General features: G+C 39.8%; 21 protein-coding genes, 2 pseudogenes and 1 riboswitch. Of the genes and pseudogenes, 3 read left to right on the forward strand and 20 right to left on the reverse strand.

Annotation, left to right across the window (positions count from 1 at the left end; genetic code table 11):
- Positions 1 to 65: 65 nt before the first annotated feature.
- From MKX49_RS11535 to pdxS, 18 genes and pseudogenes are all read right to left on the reverse strand, one after another.
- Positions 66 to 1,079, reverse strand: coding sequence for a glycoside hydrolase family 15 protein (locus MKX49_RS11535; RefSeq protein ID WP_034306927.1), 1,014 nt, complete (start codon positions 1,077 to 1,079; stop codon positions 66 to 68).
- A 447-nt stretch (positions 1,080 to 1,526) separates the two neighbouring features.
- Complete coding sequence (locus tag MKX49_RS11540; protein ID WP_323597024.1) at positions 1,527 to 1,742, reverse strand: hypothetical protein; 216 nt, start codon at positions 1,740 to 1,742, stop codon at positions 1,527 to 1,529.
- 43 nt (positions 1,743 to 1,785) lie between these two features.
- Positions 1,786 to 2,304, reverse strand: a complete 519-nt coding sequence (locus tag MKX49_RS11545) for a mismatch-specific DNA-glycosylase (RefSeq protein ID WP_063593643.1) — start codon at positions 2,302 to 2,304, stop codon at positions 1,786 to 1,788.
- Positions 2,305 to 3,212: 908 nt separating this feature from the next.
- Positions 3,213 to 4,112: a sulfite exporter TauE/SafE family protein gene (locus MKX49_RS11550; protein ID WP_340876541.1), complete on the reverse strand. Its 900-nt coding sequence runs from the start codon at positions 4,110 to 4,112 to the stop codon at positions 3,213 to 3,215.
- Between the two features lie 152 nt (positions 4,113 to 4,264).
- The gene (locus tag MKX49_RS11555; protein ID WP_063593646.1) at positions 4,265 to 4,897 is read right to left on the reverse strand and encodes an NAD(P)-binding protein; all 633 of its coding nucleotides are present in this window, start codon (positions 4,895 to 4,897) and stop codon (positions 4,265 to 4,267) included.
- On the reverse strand, positions 4,878 to 5,639 hold the full coding sequence (locus MKX49_RS11560; protein ID WP_340876542.1) for a sirohydrochlorin chelatase: 762 nt from the start codon (positions 5,637 to 5,639) through the stop codon (positions 4,878 to 4,880). The genes MKX49_RS11555 and MKX49_RS11560 overlap by 20 nt, the downstream gene beginning before the upstream one ends.
- Entirely contained in the window at positions 5,639 to 6,415 is a 777-nt protein-coding gene (cobA, locus tag MKX49_RS11565; protein WP_057277558.1) for a uroporphyrinogen-III C-methyltransferase, read from the reverse strand. The genes MKX49_RS11560 and cobA overlap by 1 nt, the downstream gene beginning before the upstream one ends.
- Before the next feature lie 19 nt (positions 6,416 to 6,434).
- On the reverse strand, positions 6,435 to 6,650 hold the full coding sequence (locus MKX49_RS11570; protein WP_034306935.1) for a DUF3906 family protein: 216 nt from the start codon (positions 6,648 to 6,650) through the stop codon (positions 6,435 to 6,437).
- Positions 6,651 to 6,670: 20 nt separating this feature from the next.
- Positions 6,671 to 8,296, reverse strand: coding sequence for a nitrite/sulfite reductase (locus MKX49_RS11575; RefSeq protein WP_323597036.1), 1,626 nt, complete (start codon positions 8,294 to 8,296; stop codon positions 6,671 to 6,673).
- Positions 8,297 to 8,312: 16 nt separating this feature from the next.
- Entirely contained in the window at positions 8,313 to 8,912 is a 600-nt protein-coding gene (gene cysC / locus MKX49_RS11580; RefSeq protein WP_048680807.1) for an adenylyl-sulfate kinase, read from the reverse strand.
- 43 nt (positions 8,913 to 8,955) lie between these two features.
- Complete coding sequence (sat, locus tag MKX49_RS11585) at positions 8,956 to 10,104, reverse strand: sulfate adenylyltransferase (RefSeq protein WP_323597039.1); 1,149 nt, start codon at positions 10,102 to 10,104, stop codon at positions 8,956 to 8,958.
- Positions 10,105 to 10,156: 52 nt separating this feature from the next.
- On the reverse strand, positions 10,157 to 10,873 hold the full coding sequence (locus tag MKX49_RS11590; protein WP_048680799.1) for a phosphoadenylyl-sulfate reductase: 717 nt from the start codon (positions 10,871 to 10,873) through the stop codon (positions 10,157 to 10,159).
- Between the two features lie 169 nt (positions 10,874 to 11,042).
- A complete protein-coding gene (locus tag MKX49_RS11595; RefSeq protein ID WP_072273036.1) occupies positions 11,043 to 11,186 on the reverse strand; it encodes a YezD family protein in 144 nt (47 codons plus the stop codon).
- 156 nt (positions 11,187 to 11,342) lie between these two features.
- Positions 11,343 to 11,451: riboswitch (SAM riboswitch) on the reverse strand.
- Positions 11,452 to 11,731: 280 nt separating this feature from the next.
- Positions 11,732 to 12,265, reverse strand: a complete 534-nt coding sequence (ssuE, locus tag MKX49_RS11600; RefSeq protein WP_048680796.1) for an NADPH-dependent FMN reductase — start codon at positions 12,263 to 12,265, stop codon at positions 11,732 to 11,734.
- Positions 12,266 to 12,452: 187 nt separating this feature from the next.
- The gene (locus MKX49_RS11605; RefSeq protein ID WP_328144453.1) at positions 12,453 to 13,040 is read right to left on the reverse strand and encodes a TetR/AcrR family transcriptional regulator; all 588 of its coding nucleotides are present in this window, start codon (positions 13,038 to 13,040) and stop codon (positions 12,453 to 12,455) included.
- A gap of 173 nt (positions 13,041 to 13,213) precedes the next feature.
- Positions 13,214 to 13,959, reverse strand: a pseudogene (locus MKX49_RS11610) (SDR family NAD(P)-dependent oxidoreductase).
- A 144-nt stretch (positions 13,960 to 14,103) separates the two neighbouring features.
- Complete coding sequence (gene pdxT / locus MKX49_RS11615) at positions 14,104 to 14,700, reverse strand: pyridoxal 5'-phosphate synthase glutaminase subunit PdxT (RefSeq protein ID WP_048680918.1); 597 nt, start codon at positions 14,698 to 14,700, stop codon at positions 14,104 to 14,106.
- A 4-nt stretch (positions 14,701 to 14,704) separates the two neighbouring features.
- The gene (pdxS, locus tag MKX49_RS11620) at positions 14,705 to 15,592 is read right to left on the reverse strand and encodes a pyridoxal 5'-phosphate synthase lyase subunit PdxS (protein ID WP_187049442.1); all 888 of its coding nucleotides are present in this window, start codon (positions 15,590 to 15,592) and stop codon (positions 14,705 to 14,707) included.
- Positions 15,593 to 15,727: 135 nt separating this feature from the next.
- Here pdxS and pdxR point away from each other — a divergent pair, with 135 nt between their 5' ends.
- The 3 genes and pseudogenes from pdxR (at position 15,728) to MKX49_RS11635 (ending at position 17,781) form a co-directional block, all read left to right on the forward strand.
- Positions 15,728 to 17,122: a MocR-like pyridoxine biosynthesis transcription factor PdxR gene (pdxR, locus tag MKX49_RS11625; protein ID WP_048680786.1), complete on the forward strand. Its 1,395-nt coding sequence runs from the start codon at positions 15,728 to 15,730 to the stop codon at positions 17,120 to 17,122.
- 260 nt (positions 17,123 to 17,382) lie between these two features.
- Positions 17,383 to 17,569, forward strand: a pseudogene (locus tag MKX49_RS11630) (IS5/IS1182 family transposase); the annotation flags it as partial.
- Positions 17,570 to 17,601: 32 nt separating this feature from the next.
- Positions 17,602 to 17,781 carry a hypothetical protein gene (locus MKX49_RS11635; protein ID WP_340876543.1) on the forward strand — a complete coding sequence of 60 codons (180 nt, stop codon included), beginning with the start codon at positions 17,602 to 17,604 and terminating at the stop codon, positions 17,779 to 17,781.
- Positions 17,782 to 17,984: 203 nt separating this feature from the next.
- Here the strand turns inward: MKX49_RS11635 and MKX49_RS11640 are convergent, their stop codons facing one another.
- Together MKX49_RS11640 and pabB are read right to left on the reverse strand one after the other, a co-directional pair.
- Positions 17,985 to 19,316 carry a D-serine ammonia-lyase gene (locus MKX49_RS11640; RefSeq protein ID WP_340878526.1) on the reverse strand — a complete coding sequence of 444 codons (1,332 nt, stop codon included), beginning with the start codon at positions 19,314 to 19,316 and terminating at the stop codon, positions 17,985 to 17,987.
- 101 nt (positions 19,317 to 19,417) lie between these two features.
- A complete protein-coding gene (gene pabB / locus MKX49_RS11645; protein WP_340876544.1) occupies positions 19,418 to 21,166 on the reverse strand; it encodes an aminodeoxychorismate synthase component I in 1,749 nt (582 codons plus the stop codon).
- Between the last annotated feature and the right edge of the window lie 39 nt (positions 21,167 to 21,205).

The following is a 21,205-nucleotide window of genomic DNA, read 5'->3' on the forward strand; positions in this document are numbered from 1 at the left end:
TATTATACCAAGAAAAACTCTTCCCTTTTTTTGGGAAGAGTTTTAAGGTATCCAGTATGAATGCTTCATGTTATTTGTTCAGTTCGAATCATTGAAGTCTTCGTCAAGAATAAATAGGATAATGAGACTGACCATGCCAAAGGAGTATTCCCGTTTGGTATATTACTGCCTCCAATATATAACTCAGGAACTTCCCAATTTTCCGGAATGATCATTTTTGTTTTATCTATATATTCATTAACTTTGTTCATCATGCCAAGTTCAAGGTAGCATAAGCCCAACCATGGAAGCCCGAAACACCATTCCGCTTCTTGACCGTCATTATAATAAAGGTCCTTCTCATATCTAATGCAACCATTTGTTCTTTCTAGTCTCTCTGTGACATTCTTCAATATTTCAAGTGCTATTTCACGGTCTACCAGCCGATACGGATAAATCAACGATAAAAGGGCTAAATCCGTCTCTTTTGAATAACTTTCCCTTGGAAGCAGGAAACGAAGTGTTTCTTCTCCCTTTTTAATCAGTTCTTCCTTGACGTTTACCAGCATTTTGACCGAATTCAATCCAGCAACACATGCACCTATGCTTGAAGCGTGGATTTCTATATTTTCTTCCCACATCCCGTTATCTTCCGACTGCCAATATTGCAGGCATTCCAAGTAATTGACCAGCTTTTGGACAATTTCTAAATCACGTTGGTTTCTTATCACCTTTTTACCATGCCTATATCCTTCACCGACACCCCATAAAAAGGCACCTACCGCATCATTTTGGGCATGCCCCCACTCATCGGGCAGTTCTTTAAGCTCAGTGGAATACCTTGCATGGATATGTTCAAATAGAAACTGGGGTTTCTGCACCGTATGAATATCTATCTTCCACTCATAGGTTTGAAATAAGTCGAATAAAGCATGATATGCTTTTTCGTAACGATTGGACGGATCATTTATAAAAGGTATTACTGTATAAACGACATCCCTTATCCAGACATAATTATAATCATCGGAAACACTTGCAGTATATGCACCATTAGGAAGCCGCATGCGATCAAGAACCTCTAGGGCACCATTAACATTCATCAATTGAGCACCTCCATAGTTATTTGCTTATTCCCATTGTAGACAGACTCCCGTTTTCTAAACGTTGGTTGTTTCATTTTCAATTAGAAGCGCTTTCATTTCTGCTAACCAAAACGACCTTTCAGAAGTACATTCACCCTAGTTTATGTAATCACTGGCCTTTTTGATAATCAAGCTTCCAATGTTCATTAAAAAGCGGCATTTGCCTAACAGTAATGACCGAACTCAAAAAGTTGCGGTTTATGAAATATGTTCTTGTGAAATAAAAACCCAGTAATGGCAATCCATTACTGGTTATATCGGCCTATCATTAAAATGTTTAGTAATTATTAAAAGAAATTTCTTAATTTCATCAAGGAAAGCAAGCCAATCATAACCTTACCCAATAGTCTTCTCGTAAAAACGGCAACCAGAAAAGCTGGTAAAGCTGCGGCCAAATTCAACCCATTATCCTAAAGTGAAAAGACCTGTTATATGTGCAAACAGCGCCGCCATTAAGGCCGCTTGCTCATGCTTTAGCCATGCTAGCAGCGCCAAAGGAACGATTCTAGGTATGAAAGTATCTACGACCCTATTAGCAAAACCGATACTTAGGTATCCCATAAAATAGGTAAACAATCTTTTAATCCTTGCCTCGGAAAAGCCACCGCTTTTCCATTCCATTATCCTGACTCATATAATTTCACCGTAGTTTTAATAAGTTTCTTCAATTGCTTTTCAGCTGGCCAAGCAGAATGGGCAACTCACTATATATTTCGATGATCTCATTTATCGGCATTCTAACTAAACCGCTGGAAGAAGGGGCAACGAATTCCATGGTCTCATTGGATGTAGGTTCTTCTTGCAGCCCCCAAGAGATTTTTCGTAATTGACGATATTCCTGATAGACACCCTTGCCTACAAAACAGACAAGTTTAGGTTTATACTTTTTTATTTTCCTTTTTAATTGTTTCCTTCCTTTTATGTACTCTTCTTTAGTGATATCGTCCGCTCCTTTTGTAGGCCTGGAAACGATATTGGTAAAACCATATCCTAAATCCAGTAACGACGAGTCTTCAGTTGGTTCATATTTCCTTGGTGTCAGCCCGGACTCGAAGAGGATTTTCCAAAAGCGATTGTTTGGATTCGCATAATGATGACCAGTCTCACCTGAACGAATGCTCGGATTGAAACCTACGAACAAAATATCCAAATTTTCCTTTAAATGATCAGAGATGCCTTCCATTTTAAAACTCCTTTTCAAATTTGCTATTTAATCATTGTACAAAACTGAAAAATATTTAACTACCTTTAAAAACTAAAATAATGGTTTAAATGGATGAAAGATGATGGCTCCACCTATTGCTCCTAAAACATTACGTTCACCTTCACCGGACACACTACCAGAAATTAGATATGAAAAGGATACCACAGCGGCAGGTAAAGATTTTTTTCCAAGGAATAAATTGATAAACCGATTTTTCCGATGTCCCGGCATAAAGCAAAAATCTGCATGCTTTTCAAAGCTTGCAGGGATTTAAATTAAAGGATATCCGCGATTTTCATGTACTCATCGTCGGAAATGACAGACAGCTGAAGGACATTAAGAATGTGGCTGAGTGCATTCAATATGCCCATTCATTTACTGGTAGTGTACTGAAGACCAATTGTAGGCACGGGGAGGGTTATTGGGGGAAGCCAAGACAAGCGAAAGACCCGTTATTTCTGGTGGAAATAACGGGTCTTTCGGGACGCTGAATTATCCTCCATCAATCAAATGCTGATATACAAACAGGCAGGGATTTAAATTCGATAGACTGTAAATCACTCATTTGAACAGAAGGAGCTAGAAATTATTGGTTCTGCTTCTGCTCTAAAATCATTTAAATCTCTCCGATGGCTTACTTTAGTAAGGGGTACTATGAATTCTTATACATAGATATTGGAGTGATAAGTCTCTTGATTTTTAGGAAAGCAAAAAAGGGTAATGAATCTATTAAATGAGATCAAGATCCTTTATTAAAACCGCACCAACTTTATAGTCGGAATTCCATTTGGCAAAAGACTTTACTCGTAGGTACATACATACCTACGAGTTTATTTACGCATCGGAATATGCTTCTTGTGTACATTCGCTTCTTTCAAACTCGGGAATCAGGAAACATTCTGGCGGTGTTCGATATGATCATGTTTTCTCGCATTGGCCATCTTATTGATGGTAAGAAGAATTCCAGAAAACCATATTATGACGATGCCAGTATAGATGTATATATGGGCTTCAATCGGAATCCATGTAGCTAATAATGTTCTTACATTGATTAAGATAATGAAACCGCCCACTAAAACACCCATTAATTGAGCAGGAAGCATCCTGACGAGCCAGGCTGCAATTGGTGCGGCAACCACTCCACCAATTATCAACGCTACGACCCAAAGCCAATTGACAGCTTCCCATCCAAGAGAAATGATAAAGCCAAGACTTCCAAAGAAAGCAATGGCAAATTCACTCGTATCTACAGTTCCTACAGCTTTTCTCGCCGTCATGCCTTTTTTTGACAATAAAACAGGTGTTGCAATCGGTCCCCAACCGCCTCCGCCTGTTGCATCACAAAAGCCTGCAAAAAGGCCTAACGGAATGGATTGTTTTGCGGTCAATGGCCTTACGGTTTCATTTTCCTTTGACAGTTTAAAAATAAATAAAAAGCGGAATAAAACGTATACACCAAGACCAAATAAAAATATGGCAATATACGGTTTTGCTAATTCGGCTGGCAGGTTACTCAGAAAACATGCACCTACAAATGCACCAATAGAACCTGGAATGATCAAGCGATAGACCATATTTTTATCCACGTTCCCAAACTTTATATGTGAAGCTCCGGATACTGCTGTTGTCACTACTTCCGATAAATGAACGGATGCTGATGCTACTGCAGGGGCAATCCCGAATGTCAACAATAAGGAAGTGGAACTCACTCCATACCCCATTCCAAGCGAACCATCAATTAATTGGGCTAAAAACCCGATAAAGGCCAAAACGATTAACTTTTTCATGACATTCCCCTTTTTTCACTAAAATAGAACCTATATCATCGACCCGATGGTACCGTTTGCCTGTATAAATCATTTAGATTTCCTTTAAGACACAAAGAGGCACCTAACCAAAATGAAATGACATGTTGGTTAGGTGCCTTCAGTTTTTCTGATCAGCCCAATGATATATTTTCTTCAGCTTCTACTGGTAAAAGCCTAGCTAAAAAACGATATCTTTCTTTTAAGGAATATTTATAAATATCCTCTATTGAATCTTTCAATAATTTAGATTTTTCTTCTTTTGAGAATGACCCATTCTTTATAATCATTCTTGCTTCAAAAAGGAATTCAAGATATTCTTCATATGATTCATCATATACTTTACCTAGGTCATTCCGTATTTTTTTTGCGAGCGTTGGACTTGCTCCATTGGTGGAAACACTTATGGAAAGCATGCCTCTATTCAATGTGGCCGGTATATGAAAATTGCCCAACTCATGATTGCTGATTACATTAACCAACTGACTTTCGGATGCGTTCTCGTAAACTCGTTCATTTACTTCAGTAGAATTGGTAGCAACAATGATTAAAAATGCATCTTTATAGTCAGTTTCTTCCACTTCTTTAAGTAAGACCCGGATCTTACCTTCTTTCTCCAACACTTGAAAACCTGTGCATATTTCGGGGCTTACGACGGTAACTTCAGCACCAGCTTCCAATAAGGGGCCCGCTTTAAAGTAAGCTATTTTACCACCGCCGATGATGACACACTTTCTGTTCTCGATATTAAGCGTAATTGGATACATAGGCTGCCTCCCCACTCACTTCATGAATTCGTTCCGAAATTGCTTGTTCAATCTTTGGGTGATAACCTAAATATCGGCAAAGTATGATTCTTTGCTTTCCCTTTTTTTGGATCTTTTTTATACTATTTTCAATCGACTGCATTAAGAGACCTGTAAACAATAGGTATGGAATGATAAATACTTGGTTTGATCGAGATTCCACCGCAAATTCCAACGCTTCTCCAAAGCTTGGTTTGGCAGCTGTCAAATAACACTCTTGCACCCGTATTTTTGGAAACCTGTTCCTTAGCAAATCGGCCAATCGAGACAAATCCCTTTTCACGTCGGGATCACTGCTGCCCCTTCCAACCAATAATACCAAGGAACCCTCCGTAACACTTACATTTGTTTCCTCCAACCGTTCCACTAAAATGTCAACCATTTTCTCGCTGACACCAATCGGCCTTCCGTATCTCAAGTCAACGGCAGGGTACCGTTCTTTCATTTTATTCAATATGACTGGAATATCATGTTTTGCATGTACAGCTGTCAGCAATAGAACTGGAATGGCCAATATTCTCGTCGCACCTTTTTGAATGCATCGTTCGTAGGCCTCTTCAATCGTAGGAGTTTCCAATTCCAAGAAGCAATACTCTTGAATGGAATATGGCTGTGCTTGCATACAAACTTTAATAAAATCAATGGCTTGGGCTGAAGCTTCTTTAACACGGCTGCCATGGCAAATATATAAAATGGCTTCCATTAAAAGGCCTCATTCGCCAACAAATTTTCGGTTTGTTTTCCTTCAAACCATTTGATTTTTTCCCGTAAATTAACGACATCTCCCACGACTATCATGCAAGGATTCGAAATTTGTTCGTTATTGGCGGTTTCCACTACTTTAGCCAACGTACTGACAGCTGTTTTTTGCGTTGTTAATGTACCCCAATGAATAAGGGCTACCGGAGTCTCTGGGCTTTTTCCATGTTCCAAAAGTTTTCCTTGAATATATGGCAGGTTTTTAACACCCATATAAATGGCTAATGTATCGATTCCTTTTGCAAGGGATTCCCACTTGATATTATCCTCTTCATCTTTTTTTCGATGACCGGTAACAATTGCAAATGATGAAGCATGGTCCCTATGTGTAACTGGAATTCCCGCATAGGCTGTAGCGGCGATTCCAGCCGTAATTCCTGGTACGATTTCAAAGCTTACGCCACTTTTGGCAAGGGCTTCCGCTTCCTCACCGCCTCTCCCAAAGACGAATGGATCGCCGCCTTTCAAACGAGTGACTATTTTTCCCTTTTTTGCATATTTAACGAGGAACCGATTGATGGTATCCTGCTGCAACAAATGATAATCCGGCAGTTTACCGCAATTAATCAGCTCGACACCGTCTTTTGCATGATTCAAAAGTTCTTTATTGACAAGTCGATCATATAAAATGACATCAGCTTCTTGGATGCATTTTAATCCTTTTAATGTAATTAAATCTGGATCTCCGGGACCGGCTCCTACTAGATATACTTTCCCCATTTTTGCATCCTGCCTTCCCTTAGAGAATTGTTTCGAATTCCGATAAAACGAAACCTGCTCCATTTTTAATTTTCCTTTTTTCATATAATGAGATGTCATCCACTTCAGGCATTTTCAAATAATGCTTTTCCAGCTCGATATCAACAAGTTCAAATGCCTTTTCATCTGAATCGGCAACAATGATGACATGAATTGGTTTTTCCTTGATAGTGACTTCAAAACGATACAGATTCATGGAATGCTTACCTTCCCCTATTAAACGGCCACTTCCGCTAATATATCATCAAGTTTACTTTGTAATTCGTCTACCCCTACCCTTTCCACAAAATCGAGAAAGGTTTCGGATAGTAGTTTTGTTTCTTTGAAAAATAGGATCATTTCTTTCAGAACATGATGTAGCTTTTCAGCTTCCACTTTTCCTTTAAGCTTTTCATTGAACTTCCCGCCCTCATTCAGCGTTCCTCCAACGTATATCTCAAAAGCCTCGACCATCTTTTTATCCTGGTTTTTCATTTTTATGCCTTGCAGCCCTATTTCGGCGATGGCTCTTTGACCGCAATTATTCGGACAGCCGACCATATGCATCCTTACAGGCACATCGAGGTCTATTTCCTTGTCCAGTGATTCAGAAATGGTCCTCATTCGGTTTTTCGTTTCAACCAGAGCCAGGTTGCAATACTCGATGCCTGTACACGAAACGGAATACCCAATGAATTTTTTTGGTTGGTATGGAAATCTTTCGAAGATGGATTCCTGCTTTAATTCCTCAAGTTTTGCATCCGGCACATTAGGAATGATTAGATTTTGAGAATTACAGTTGCGGATTTCACCATTTCCATATTTTTTTGCAAGTTCGGCAAACTCGATCACTTCGTCTGGGTTCAGACGACCAACTGGTATATTGACGCCAACATAGTTCAGACCATCTTGCTTTTGTTTATGGATGCCGTAGAAATACCCTGCATTCCATCCCTTCACCGCACTTTCTCCCTTTTCAGGAAGCGGACCGGTGTATTCCAGCAATTTTTCCTTGAATTGTTCAGGACCCCAGTCAGCGACAAGGAATTTCAAACGTGAGCGATGACGCTTTTCACGGTACCCAAAGTCACGGAATATCGTCGTGATGGCGGCAGCCACTTCCACAGTTTTTTCAGGTAAAATGAATAAGTCAAGTTCTTCTGCCAGCATCGGAACGGAGGAAAGCCCACCCCCTACTTTTACGTGAAAACCGACTTCCGTTACTCCATCCATTACTTTAGTAGCTGGATTGAATGAAACACAGTTGATTTCAGCATTTGAAGCATTATGGATATTGGCACTTATGGACATTTTATATTTCCTCGGAAGGTTCGAATAGTCTTCGTTAAGGCGGAAATACTCAAATACATCATAAAGTACCTCGCGTGTATCAAAAAGTTCATCAGGATCGATGCCTGCCAATGCATTACCGATGATATTACGGGTTATATCACCACAAGCTCCAGCCGTAGTCATTCCAACCTTTTCTAAACGGTTCAATATATCCGGGACCTGTTCGATGGTCAGCCAATGGAATTGAATGGCTTGACGGGTTGTAATGTCATATACGTCCCTCCCGTAATCTTTAGCGATGTTAGCTAGAGTTATTTGTTGATCATAAGTCAGGATACCTCCGGGAATAACGACTCGCATCATCCAATAACCAGCTTCTTTTGGCCGTTGCAGGTATAAACCAGCCCACTTGAACATATCCCATTTCTCTTTAGGGATGGAATCAAACCCATTTGCTGCGTAATGTGGAATATCATCAAATATCTTCAAGCCGTCTTTTTCCAATTTCCAGATTTCCGTTTTATTTTTAGCGATTAGTGGATTTTCCGACCAAAATTTCTCGTAAACCATTACATTTCCTCCTTGATTAAATCGCTTTCTTTGCTGTTAAATAGCCGATTACCTGCTCAACGCACTCTTCAATGCTGTATTGGTCGGATTCTAAAATGATTTCCGGTTGTTCAGGTTCTTCGTATGGAGAGTCGATTCCGGTAAAATCTTTAATGATGCCTTTACGGGCCTTGTCATAAAGCCCTTTTGGATCACGCACTTCGCACTCTTCGATCGGACACTTTATGTATACTTCAATAAACTCCCCTTCTTCGAGTAAATCACGTACAATCTGCCGATCTGCCCTGAAAGGTGATATGAAAGCGGTCAATACGAACTGCCCACTATCCACGAATAACTTGGAAACCTCACCAATCCGCCTAATATTCTCGGTTCTATCTTCTTCAGAAAAACCTAAATCTTTATTTAAGCCATGACGGATATTATCACCATCCAAAACATAACTTCGAATATTCCGATTGTATAACTCTTTAGCGACCGCGTTTGCAATCGTTGATTTTCCGGAACCCGATAGTCCTGTAAACCATAGAACCGTGCTTTCATGCCCGTTCTGCTTCCGTCGGTGCTCCTTGGTCAATGACGTCTCATGCCATGTGACATTCGTACTTTTACTCATTTGATAATCCCCCTCTTCATGTGACCCTTCCATTTATGTCCAATCAGTTATAAACTTCATTTTTTTTTAGACCTTCGATCAACACCTCGATGACTTCCTTACGGCTAAAGGTAGCTGGAGGAATTTCCCCATTACGCAACATTTCCCTTACCTTCGTTCCAGACAGGATGACATGGTCTTCCTTGCCATGCGGACAAGTTTTAGCGGAAGCCATATTGCCACATGCTTTACAGTAAAAACTATGTTCAAAGAATAATAGCGTGATCCCTAACTCATCTGCATTGAAATTCCCAAAGATTTTTTGAGCATCGTATGTGCCATAATAATCGCCCACACCCGCATGATCACGTCCGACGATAAAATGGGTACAACCATAATTTTTACGGACCATCGCGTGGAAAATGGCTTCTCTAGGTCCTGCATAACGCATGGCAGCAGGGAAAACTGCAAGGGAGACGCGATCCTTAGGATAATATTTATCAAGCAGCACTTTATAGCTTTCCATTCTTACATCTGCCGGAATGTCATCTGATTTAGTGGCACCGACTAGAGGATTTAAGAATAAACCGTCGACGATTTCCAATGCTGTCTTTTGGATATATTCATGTGCACGGTGAACAGGGTTCCTCGTTTGGAAACCGACAACCGTTTCCCATCCTTTTTCAGCGAAAGCCTTCCTTGTCTCGACTGGGTCCAAATAATGAGCTTGAAATAGCGGACGCTCTATTCTCTTGATCAACTTTATTTCCCCGCCGACATATACATCCCCGCGGTTATATAAATTTTTCACTCCAGGATGCTTCTCATCATCTGTTTGATATACCAATGTCGCTTCCAATTGCTTATCTGGAGTGTAAATATCGGAAACGGAGAGAACCCCGTAAGTTTCACCTTCATGGGTTAATGTTACTTCTTCACCTATAGTAAGGCTTTCTGCAGCTTCTTCGGTCAAAGGCAGCGTAATCGGGATGCTCCATACATGTCCGCTGCTAAGCCTCATATCCTTCACCACTGTCTCATAGTCACTTTTTGTAAAGAATCCTTTAATCGGGCTGTAGGCACCAGTGCCTATCAATTCAAGATCGCTTAAAGCAATTTCATCGATTTCGATTGACTTCGTTATTTTACTAAAATCATATTTTGGTTCCCAAAGATCGATTAATGTTCCTCCGTGCGGTAAACTGATTGTCATGCTAATTTCCCCCTATGGCTTCTATTTATTTAAGCCTATAATTTCTATTTATTTAAGATAAATGCAATCCGCATTCCGTTTTTTGAGCTCCTTGCCAACGGCCTGAGCGTAAATCATCTGCATTGAAGGCAGGTGCAGTACACGTTTTACATCCAATGCTCGGATATCCATTATCATGCAGGACATTATATGGAAGTCCATTTTTGTGGGCATAGCGCCAAACATCTTTCCATGTCCAATGTATGAGTGGGCATATTTTAACTGATTTGAACTTATTATCCTTATTGATATACTCGGTCTTAGCCCTTGTTTCGGATTGCTCCCTCCGCAGTCCCGAAAGCCAGGCTGTTGCCGATGAAAGCACATCTGTAAGCGGAACGATTTTACGGATGTTACAGCACTTATTGGAATCACTAAGCCATAATTCATCGCCATATTCCGCCGCTTGTTCCTCAAGCGTCAAGTCAGGTTTCTTCATTTCGATCAAAAGCTTCGGATATCGCTTCTTCACTTCCTCGATCAATTGGTAAGTTTCCTCAAAATGAACATCTGTATCAAGGAAAACTATTTTAGCCGAAGGATTGACCTTCGCCAATAAATCCGTAAGCACGATGCCTTCAATACCAAAACTGCAAGCATAAATCAGTTTGTCTCCATAATGGTCATTCGCCCATTGCAGAACTTCCAAAGCACCTTTTGTCTCACTGTCTGCAGGAAATACAGGGAAGTCCCCTGTATTGAAATTTTCATAGTTTATTAATGCAGCCAACTTTGTAGCCCCCTCTAAAAACTTGCTGTATCAGGTTAGAGTAACTGTTGATCAATTCCCGTTGTAATATTCCCCGGGTTATTTGAATCTAGGAAAAAGAGACGAATCTAACCAATACTCTCTTTATATCAGTTAAACCCGCCTCTAGTTTTTCTAGTCAGCAGATACCTTATTTAATTCTTAGTTTTTCATTTCTCTCCATTTGAATGATTTTACCATCCTGGACAATAAGTGTAATGGATCCATATTTCATTGAATTAAGCATTTCTTGAAGTCGTTCAAAAATTTCTTCAAGCTGATTCTCTTTATCCAAACCAGTTCCTCCTTTAAGAAAATCCGCGAATATTTTATTTTAAATTTCTTAGATTTATATAATTCCATACAAACTTACATTGTTATGGTCTGCCTAAAATTTTCACAAAAAACAAAAATCTTTCCATGATGGAAAGATCGCAAGGTAAATATCTTTACCTTATCTTCCAAAATGATCAACATTTTGTTGGAGGTAGCACCTTGCATCCATCATGCAGGTTGCTGGACTTCAAAGGGCCAATTCCCTCCGTCGCTCTGGATAAGTTTTATTATTTTAAATATTAACATATATTTAATCCTTGTCAATGGAGTTTTCTTATAAAATAACTTGGTTTAATATTATGGATGAACTGTTATTTTTATACACACTATTCAATTTATGATTTTATGTTCATATAAATGCGAAAATAGACTCGTCTTTTTAGATAAAGTCTCCAAAAAAATGAGTCTATTTTCATTATTAGGCCTATTATTGACGCGTGTTATTCTAAAAAAAATTTCTAGGGTTCCAGTCTTTTTATAGAAGGAATTAATTTATTGAAGTCATTAATTTCTTAACTGTATCGCTTCTACAAATTCTTGAACCTGACTCTGGACGCGATCAATTAAATGCAAATCATTGATCGGGTTTTCTGGATTCTGTTTATCTATTTCCTTATCAACAAAATAAATCCCCTGCAGCGGCTCGCCTTTTAATATTGAAATTAATGGTTTAAGCGCATAGTCAATCGCCAATAGATGCCTGTTACTTCCACCAATCATGATTGGCAGCACCGGCTTCCCCTTAAAAGCACCTTCTGGCAGCAAATCAATCAATGCTTTCAATACACCTGTATAAGAAGCCTTATAAACCGGTGAACCTATAATGACTCCTCTGGCCGCTTGAATTCTCTCTGAAAGCTTTGAGATATCCTCGCTATTATATTTCCCTTGGAATAAATCATCTGCTGAGAAATCCGTAATCGAGAAATAAGCTGTAGTAAATCCTGCATTTTCGACTAATGATTGAATATGTTTTAGTGAAATGTCCGTTCTTGATGGAATAGCCGGACTTCCTGATAAAATTACGATATCGCTCATTTGATACCCTCCAATGTTACAAGATTTCCAGATATAATTTTCTTAAAGCATTTCGTGAAGTATACATTTATCGTAATTGTCTGAAAAATATAAGTCAAATCTTACACTCTGGACATCTACTCTGAATGAAAAAAGAAACGGTCATATTTACGGCTTGATGCTCATGCCCTTAAATATGACCGTTTCATTATGTATGATTTTGTTTCCCATGAATACCATATACCAAAAGTTGAGCAATGCTCTTAATTCGTTCAGAAGTAAAATATGGCTCCTTTTTTTGTTGATGGATCTCATAATGTGTAGATAAAGCCAATGTGAAAGAAATGATCCCTACATTAAATAAAATAATATCAGAGATATATTGTATCTCTCCGCTATCTATTCTCTTCTGTATTTCAATATGCCTGGCATTTGGCTTGAAAATCTGATCTACATATTGCTTTGAAATATCTTGATCGAATTGTGTTTCCCTAAATAATATCGAAAACTGTTCTTTATTTTCAAGAATTTTTTTTATCATGGTAGTAACATGATTCTCCACTAGATCATCCGTGGATAGATGGCTAGTCCCATCTTCAAATTCCTCTTTTTCATTAGGGGTAATTGTAGCCAAAAGCAAATCTTTTTTGCTGTCAAAGTATTTGTAAATAGTAGCTTCGGAAACATTGCATGCAGAGGCAATTTCATTCGTTCTTGTCATGTCAAAACCTTTAGTGGCAAAAAGAGTCCGGGCTACATTTATGATTCGTTCTTTGGTTTGCTGCCCTTTTTTCAAAAATATCAACCTTCTTTTATAAAGATAAGACCGGTTTCACCCATCTATTTCCCATGATATATCGCTGGTACCAATCGGTCAATATTACCTTTGATCTATTAGAATTCAATATTTCCATATATCATAAATAGAAAACATCGTCTGGTTGGGACGATGTTTTCTATTTATGAAAATCACTTAAAAGATGCATAGCCGTCATCGACCATGACTACACTTCCATTGATCGCATCCGCTTCCTCTAACGATAATAGATAGACGGCATTTGCAATGGCTTCTGGCTTAATCAATTCACCGCGCATTTGACTTGCATTCAATTTATCAATGATTCCCATGTCTTGATAACCTTGTATGATAGGAGTGTCAACCCCGCCCGGCGCAATGCCCACAACGCGAATGCCATAAGCACCCAATTCCAAAGCTGCTGTCTGTGTCATCATTCTTACAGCGCCTTTAGTCGCCTGATAGGCAAAAGTCCCATGGGAAGCTAAGTAGCCAAACACAGAACGGTATTTATAATGACTCCCTTGTTACCCAGTTCCTTCATTTTCCGTCCTGCTGCCATGATTCCAAAGGCCACTCCGTGCTGGTTCACTCCAATCGTTTTGTAGTAACCTTCCATATCTTGGTCTAGGATCATACACCCCGCACCAATGCCGGCATTATTAAACATGATATCGAGCCTTCCGTATGTTTCCACTGCTTTATTGATTAACGATTCAACATCTTCCTGCTTAGAAACATCCGTTTTAACATAAATGGCCACTCCACCATTAGCTGTTATCTGATCAACGGTTTCCCGGCCCATTTCTTCATTAAAATCCGCAACAACGACCTTGTCCCCTTTTGCTGCGAATTTCAGGCATGTGGCTCGGCCTATACCGCTTGCTCCCCCTGTAATAACTGCAACTCTTGCTGTCATATACATTTCCCTTCCAAATAAGTAAGTGATCACTTACTTATTATTATAAAAGTAAAGAATAGTAAATTCAAGCAATATGTATTTTTATAGAGTTTTGAGCTTTCAAAAGTAAAGCTGTCCTATTAATAGGACAGCTTCATTTGGTTAGCAGGTTTTCAATTCGGCCTTACTTACGGATGTCTTCACCATTTCAATGAAAAGCTGCATAAAACGATCATCACCTGTTAATTCTGGATGAAACGCACTAACGAGGACATGGTCTTGTCTCGCAGCCACTACATTCTCTTCATAAACAGCCAATACTTCTACACCTTCTCCAATTCCATCAGCAAATGGCGCCCGGATGAAAACTGCCTTATAAGGGGTTTCCATTCCTTTGATTGAAAGTTCAGCCTCGAAACTATCCTTTTGACGTCCAAATCCGTTCCTTTTCACGGAAATGTCCATTAGTCCAAGATAGGCCTTCTCATCGCCAGTCAATTCATTTGCCGCCAATACCATCCCAGCACATGTACCGAAAATTGGTTTTTTATCTTCGAAGAAAGTTTTGACCGGTTCCATAAATCCATAACGATCCATTAGCTTCCTCATCGTCGTGCTTTCTCCGCCTGGAATGATCAAGCCATCGATTTCCTGCAACTGCTCCGGTTTTTTTACTATAATTGCTTGTTCGCCGGCAGCTTTGATTTGGTTCAAGTGTTCTTCAACCGCTCCCTGTAATCCCAAAACACCGATCGTTATCATATTACCATCCACGTTCCTGCATCCGTTCTGCCGGAGCTAGTTTAGAAATATCAATACCTTTCATTGCACTGCCCAATTCTTTTGACAACTTGCCAATCAATTCATAATCGGTGAAATATGTAGTCGCTTGAACGATTGCGGATGCGAATTTTTCTGGAGTTTCAGATTTAAAAATACCAGACCCAACGAAAACGCCATCTGCTCCCAATTCCATCATCAATGCAGCATCTGCTGGAGTGGCAATTCCGCCGGCTGCAAAGTTAACTACAGGCAATTTACCTGTGCGTTTGATTTCTCTTAAAATTTCAAAAGGGGCTCCAAGATTTTTTGCCTCTGTCATTAATTCATCATCACTCATGATGCTCACTTTGCGAATTTGTGACTGTACCTTTCTCATATGACGCACAGCTTCCACAATATTACCTGTTCCTGGTTCTCCTTTTGTACGAAGCATGGATGCTCCTTCACCAATACGGCGCGCAGCTTCGCCTAAATCACGGCAGCCACAAACGAAAGGTACTGTGAAATCACTTTTTAGAATATGGTATTCTTCATCCGCAGGAGTCAGCACTTCACTTTCATCGATATAATCCACTCCCATGGATTCCAGGACCCTTGATTCAACGATATGGCCAATCCTTGCTTTAGCCATGACCGGGATTGATACTGCATTCATTACTTCCTCGACAATTCGCGGATCTGCCATTCTTGCTACGCCGCCAGCCGCACGGATGTCGGAAGGAACCCTTTCCAAAGCCATGACAGCGACCGCACCGGATGCTTCTGCGATTTTTGCTTGTTCTGCGTTAATGACGTCCATGATTACGCCACCCTTTTGCATTTGTGCCATTCCTCTTTTTACTATGTCAGTTCCTAATAATTTTTCCATTTTTTTCTTCCCCCTAATATTTGCATTTTTTAGATTTGTTAGGCTTAGTATAAAAAAGAGTTGACCGCATTGAAAGTGTCAGTTTTAATAAATTTAATGGGGTCAGTAAATTTTTTTCAAAAAGGTGGCAACAAAATGAATATGCTTTCTTGTGATTTAAATCGGTTAAGTGAAGTACCTTTGTACGAACAATTATATTCATATATTAAAAAAGAAATTATTGATGGCCGTCTTCTTTACGGCACAAAACTCCCTTCCAAACGGAAATTGGCAGAGTTCCTTCAAATAAGTCAAAATACTGTCGAGACTGCATATGAACAATTGACTGCTGAAGGATACGTTGAAGTCATACCAAGAAAAGGGTACTATATTCAAACATTCGAGGATTTAGAGTATACACAAACTAACCAAGTATCCTTGGAACAAAGCAATCATAAAGAAGGGGAATTGCTATATCATTTTCATCCCAGCCAAATTGACACGGAACATTTCCCATTTGAAAAATGGAGAAAATACATGAAAAGCAAAATCGATGAATCACATCAAGATCTTCTTTTACTTGGGGATTCTCAAGGGGAATATGAATTACGATGTGAAATTGCCCATTATTTGTATCATGCACGTGGTGTACAATGTGTTCCAGAACAGATCATCATTGGTGCAGGAATGGAAATTTTATTGCAGCAGCTTGTCCTACTATTTGATAAAAATGCCATCTATGGTGTTGAAGATCCTGGGTATCACTTGATTCATCGGATTTTACGCAGCTACCCAAATGAAGTCCATCCACTGCAAATTGATGAAGAAGGCGTAAAGGTGAACCAAATTGAAGATTCAAAGATCGACGTTGTGTATGTCACTCCCTCACATCACTTCCCCAATGGGACGATCCTATCCGTTAACAGACGGACGCGATTGTTGAACTGGGCTCAAGGAGCAGCAAACCGCTATATTATCGAAGACGATTATGATAGTGAATTTCGTTATAGTGGAAAAACAATTCCTTCCTTACAAAGTATGGATGCTGGTGATAAGGTGATTTATTTAGGGTCATTTTCCAAATCATTGATGCCATCAATTCGGATCAGTTATATGGTTCTTCCCGCTCCTTTGTTACAAATGCACCAACAGGAATTGTCTTTTTACCATTCAACTGTTTCTCGGATTGATCAGCATGTGTTGACACAGTTCATGAAGGAAGGTGATTTCGAAAAGCATTTGAATCGCATGAGGAAAGTGTACCGTCGGAAGTTGGATAAAGTGATCGATCTATTTAAACCATATCAACAAATAAAAATCATTGGAGAGCGGTCAGGTTTGCATATCGTCCTCATCGTCAAGAACGGCATGGATGAACAGACACTTATTCAAAAGGCAAACGAAGACCATATTAAAATTTATGGATTATCAACATATTCAATCGAGAAAATTGACGAACATCCTCCAAAAATTATATTGGGCTTTGCGGGGATTCCTGAATCCGAATTGGAAAAAGCCATTCACCTTTTATTGAACTCATGGGGGTTATAAATAAAAAGAAGTTCACTGTTTTGAACTTCACAGACTGTAGACAAACTTTCGAATAAAATCGAGTTTGTCTACAGTTTTTTTAGCTTGTACATATTGAACGTTGATTTCCACTTCAGGCACTCGCTTTCCGCGGGCGGTCGGGGAGCCTCCTCGGCTTCGCCTGCGGGGTCTCCCCCTAGACGCGCTTTTAGTAGTGACACGACATTTCTGACAAGCATATCGTGGAAGATGCAGATCATTAGCGTCATTATTAAGATGTAAAACCTATATATGCGAAACATAAAAAAACGATTGAGCGTGTATTCGTAGATGCAAAAGAAAAGCATGGTATGCGTAGGGCTGCTTTAAGCCGATGCAAGCGATGCTTATTTTTCTGCCATTAATTTAAAGAATATGGCCAATTGGACATGGTTAGGTCCAAAAGTGGCTTTACATAGTGGTTTGTAGAGCCCCAATTTCTTAACTTAGGAGATATTTCAATGGAAATGCCAAAAGGAGTTCGGAATGGGCTCATCCTGATTCCCTCTCACGATTGTATCGGGATGATTACCATGATTTTAATACAAGACTTTCTTTGTGATGAAATTTGCATTGAATGTCTTGAGCCAAGACCCCGCTTGATGCTCGCGGTGAGGGTTTTTGGCAGGCAGTCGACCTAAAGGGAACGGAATCATCATCCGGACCGCAAAGTGTATGCTCCGGGGTCCGAATCATGTCTTGACGGTCAAATAAAGCTCGATTGATCGAAAAACGGTTTTGGCTGAAAACAACTGAAAGGTTTTTCAAAAATAAAAAATGCAGGCAAACTCAATTTTCTACGAGTTTGCCTGCAATCTGGGAATTTCACTCTTGTGGATTTTTTTTAACTTTTAGATAAATAAAGTTCCATCATATCTTTTGGTACCATGCTCCCACCGGTCGCCCAGATGACATGCGTCGACTGGTTCATTTTATCCATCAGTTTTTGATCCATAAGATATTCCCTTCCTTCTGAAGCTGACAATAGTTGTATCGGGCCAAATGCTCCTGCTAGGGCAGATGGCTCTAAATAATGGCCTTCCGTCTCTGCCATTTCCTTGAGCAATTCGAATAACCTTCTATCCTCTATGGTATAGCTGCCGCTTAACATGGTCGTCATCATACTGGAAACCAATGCTGAAGGCCTTCCTACTGCAAGACCATCCGCCTCCGTCTTATTATCGATACCAAAGTCCTGAACCGAAACTTTGTCATGAAGGCCTGTCATCAATCCTAGCATCATGCATGGTGAATGTGTCGGCTCTGCAAAAAAACAATGTACATCATCTTCAAAGGCTAACTTGAGCCCATATGTTATGCCACCGGGCCCGCCGCCGACTCCGCATGGTAAGTACACAAACAAAGGATGATCTTCATCTACTGTAATGGACATATCCTTCAATTGTTTCTTCAGGCGCGTTGCAGCCGTCGCATAACCTAGCAGCAGATCCATGGAATTTTCATCATCAATAAAGTGGCAATCGGGATCAAGTGATGCTTCTTTACGGCCTTCTTCTACAGCTTTACTATAATCATCATCATATTCCTTTACAATGACACCCAGACTTGTCAATTTATCCTTTTTCCACTGTTTGGCATCTGCAGACATATGGACCGTTACTTTAAATCCCAGCTTCGCGCTTATTATTCCAATACTCATTCCTAAATTGCCGGTTGAACCGACAGCAATCGAATATTTTGAAAAAAGCTCCTTATATTCATCACTCGCTAGTACTCCATAATTATCAGTCCGCTTTAAACCGCCATGCTTCATTGCTATTTCCTCAGCACGTTTTAAGACCTCATAAATACCTCCGCGTGCCTTGATTGAACCTGATATAGGTAAATGACTGTCACATTTCAGCAAAAGTTTTCCCGCAATTTTAGTTCCATAGGATTTTTCCAAGTTTTTTTGCATGAAAGGAATCTCGACTAGGGGTGATTCAATAACCCCCTTCATTGGTTCGGTTTCTGGAAATGCTTTAATTATATAGTTGGCAAATCTATTCAATCTTTCTTCAGCCGATTTAACTTGTTCAGCTTGGACGATTGGATTTTCTTGTTTGTTACCGTAATGCGGATTTGTCCAGAAGACTTCATTCATCTTCATCACATTATTAAGTATAGGATCTTTCGCTTTCCATGCGTTAATCGATAAACCTGCGATTTTATGCATCTCCACAGCAGTCCCTTCCGGAAATGTAGTATTCATCATCTACTATAACTCAACAAACTGCAATAAAGATTACATTTTTCACTTTTTTACGAATTATCAGCTTAGAATGTTAAATTCACTTTTAATTTCCCTCGCACACTATTAATGAACCAAATTTCCTCAGCATTATTGAGGTCTGCCTTTGAAATGCTTTTTACCTTGATTTCCTTCTTCCTGATCAATTCTTGACGAAATGTTCCAGCAAGCAGACCTGCTTCCACCGGAGGGGTATAGAGGTCACCATTTATCTTCACCACTACATTTCCGTTCGTGAATTCGGTGATGAATCCTTCTTCATTCCAAAGCAGAACATCCTGGAAGTCGGGATTATTCATTTGAAAGCCTTCATAGACATCACGATTGGTGGTCTTATGAAATAGAAATGGATTTGCACTTGATATTGGAGCTTCAGCCAGTATGGCCGTGAATTCTGGACCAAGAGGCTTGATTGCTTGTCCCAAGACTTCAATTTCACCATTTTCATGTAGTAGTACTCTTACTTTTTGCAACGTCCCATGATTTATTTCCGCATACTTTTGGAGTCGATCTCTAAGATACAATTCAGAGAACCGATAATCGAAGTACTCAGCGGATTGTTTCATCCGGTCGATATGATCATTCAACAAATAATATTCGCCATCGCTGAGCTTTATCGATTCCAATAGTTTGTAAGCAGGCCTTTCCACCGTCAATAATTTGGCTTTTAAAAAGGCTTCGTCATATTCTTCCGATAACTCGGAATCCCAAGTGATCCCCCCGCCAACCCCATACTCAGCTTTCCCTGTTTCCTTTTCGATCACGACCGTACGAATCGGCACATTAAAAACGGCTTCGGATTCAGGAGTGATAAACCCGATGGCACCGCAATAAACTTCACGTGGTGAATTCTCGATATCAGCGATGATCTCCATCGTTTTAATTTTAGGTGCCCCTGTTATCGATCCACAAGGAAAAAGAGCCTTGAATATATCAATGATTGTTGTTCCTGGATTCGTATCGGCCGTAATCGTGGATGTCATTTGCCAAACGGTCGGATATTTTTCAATTGCCTTAAGCTGTGGAACCTTGACGCTTCCTGGTTCTGCAATCATTCCCAAATCATTTCTGAGCAGGTCTACAATCATGTAGTTTTCAGCTTGATTCTTTTCCGAGGCTGCTAACCAGTCTGCATTAAGCTGATCCATTTCCAGTGTCGTTCCCCGCTTTACAGTCCCCTTCATTGGCCGAGTAATCAGCTGACCATCTTCCCAACGGAAAAACAACTCGGGTGAAGCCGAAAGGATTCGATGTGAACCCACATTCAAATATGCACTATAGTTCGAGCGTTGGGCTCTCTTCAAACGTTCAAAAAAAGCGAAGTCATCTCCTTCGAACTGGGATTGCAAACGCATCGTATAATTGACTTGGTATGTGTTGCCTTTCTTGATTTCTGATTTTATTCTTTGAAATCCAGAACGATAGGCATTTGAATCCGTTTCTGATTGCCATTCAGCTAAATGAAAAGCCTCGGTCATTTTTTCAGGTATTTCCTCTTCCGGTTTATCAAAAATCCCGAACCATAATAATGGCATTTTGGCTCCATCTTTTACTTTAAAGGATTGTTCAAAAGCAGGTGCCGCTTCATAGGAAACATATCCCGCTGCATAATTCCCCTGTTCAATCGCTTCCTGCACTTTTTGGAATTGGGGAAGGACATCCTCAATTGAATGGGCGGTGATCACTTTTTTCGGATTCGCAAAATATAGTGGCCTGCTTTCACCTTGTTTATCTGTGAAGTGAAATATTAAGGATAATGGATCTTCTCGTTTCATTACTCTCTCCTAACTTTGTTAATGAAGCCAATCGGTATG

The sequence above is a fragment of the Peribacillus sp. FSL M8-0224 genome (assembly GCF_038003055.1).
Classification (GTDB): domain Bacteria; phylum Bacillota; class Bacilli; order Bacillales; family DSM-1321; genus Peribacillus; species Peribacillus frigoritolerans.